We start from the raw sequence: 1,069 nt of genomic DNA on the forward strand, positions 1-1,069 counted from the left end.
TGCAATTTCAGTGCCTCTTTTTAATCGGATAGGTTTGCCTGTTGAGCTTATGGAAGAGGGCACGTGGTTGCACTTCGAATATCGGGAGATGACGGAAGAAGAGAAAAACCGAAAGCTTTTTCAACCGGATGAACCGGTGATATGTCTAATGAATCAAATTCCACCTCCAGCCAATACCTATATGATAACAAAAATCATTGCACACAAACCATAAAAAAATAAATCCATCATGAAAAAGAAGATCATTTTATGGATAGGTACCCTGTTTTTGCTGATAGCTGGAGTGGGATGCGAGAAAGAAAGATTAATAAACTATATTGATATAAATGTAGTTTATCAAAAGTGTAATAGCTCTGTTGATTATCCTATTCAAGGAGAAATAAAAAAGGAAGATATTCTGCTTTTTAATTCAACATACACAAAAGAAAGTGAGATAATTAAGCGATATTCTCAAAATAAAGAGATAGAGTATATAATTTATAATCCAAATTCTATTTCGAAGAATTATTTGACTTATAAAAGAATAAGTATGAATAATCAGGGGCATGAATATGGCAATTTTTGCAATTTTCCTATAGCAGATATAGAAAAATGGAATATTCCCAAAACTGGTTTATACATATCTTTCTCTGGAGATTTTGTAAACACAAAGTTTACAACCGATGCAATGTATTCTACGTTTGATATTTCTTTAAAATCTCTTAAAATTCAACAGCCATAAAAATATATATTTATTACATTAGGATTATCAAGTACATTACAAACAATTAATAATCAGAGAATATTTGTTATATTCTGAATAAAAAAAGGAACGCTATAAAAAAATGACTGATATTTCACCAGACAAGCTAATGCGCAGCGTAAAAGAAATATCCGAAACGCGGAAAGTATGTATAAATATTTAACTGATAAAACAATGAAAAAGAATATCATTTTATGGATAGGTACCCTGTTTTTGCTGATAGCAGGAGTGGGATGTGAAAAAGAAACACTGCCTCCGAATCAAGCCAAGGGAAAAGTTTTGGGACCTACAGGCCCTTGTCAGGGGTATGCACTCTATATAGAAGTT

Annotated in this window: 3 protein-coding genes; all 3 read left to right on the top strand. The window is 32.0% G+C overall.

Features of this window, described 5'->3' with window-relative positions; translation table 11 throughout:
* Positions 1-214: hypothetical protein (locus EII41_RS14385; RefSeq protein WP_221620737.1), on the top strand; the 214-nt coding region annotated here is incomplete at its 5' end.
* A 15-nt stretch (positions 215-229) separates the two neighbouring features.
* Entirely contained in the window at positions 230-721 is a 492-nt protein-coding gene (locus EII41_RS13620) for a hypothetical protein (protein WP_124791007.1), read from the top strand.
* Positions 722-889: 168 nt separating this feature from the next.
* Positions 890-1,069: hypothetical protein (locus EII41_RS13625; protein ID WP_148091763.1), on the top strand; the 180-nt coding region annotated here is incomplete at its 3' end.

Origin of the sequence: Tannerella forsythia (genome assembly GCF_003860135.1) — a bacterium.
GTDB classification, from domain to species: domain Bacteria; phylum Bacteroidota; class Bacteroidia; order Bacteroidales; family Tannerellaceae; genus Tannerella; species Tannerella forsythia_A.

What these genes read in the sequence shown, in the direction of transcription:
- EII41_RS13620 (WP_124791007.1), top strand. Translation starts at nt 230, where the DNA reads ATGAAAAAGAAGATCATTTTATGGATAGGTACCCTGTTTTTGCTGATA.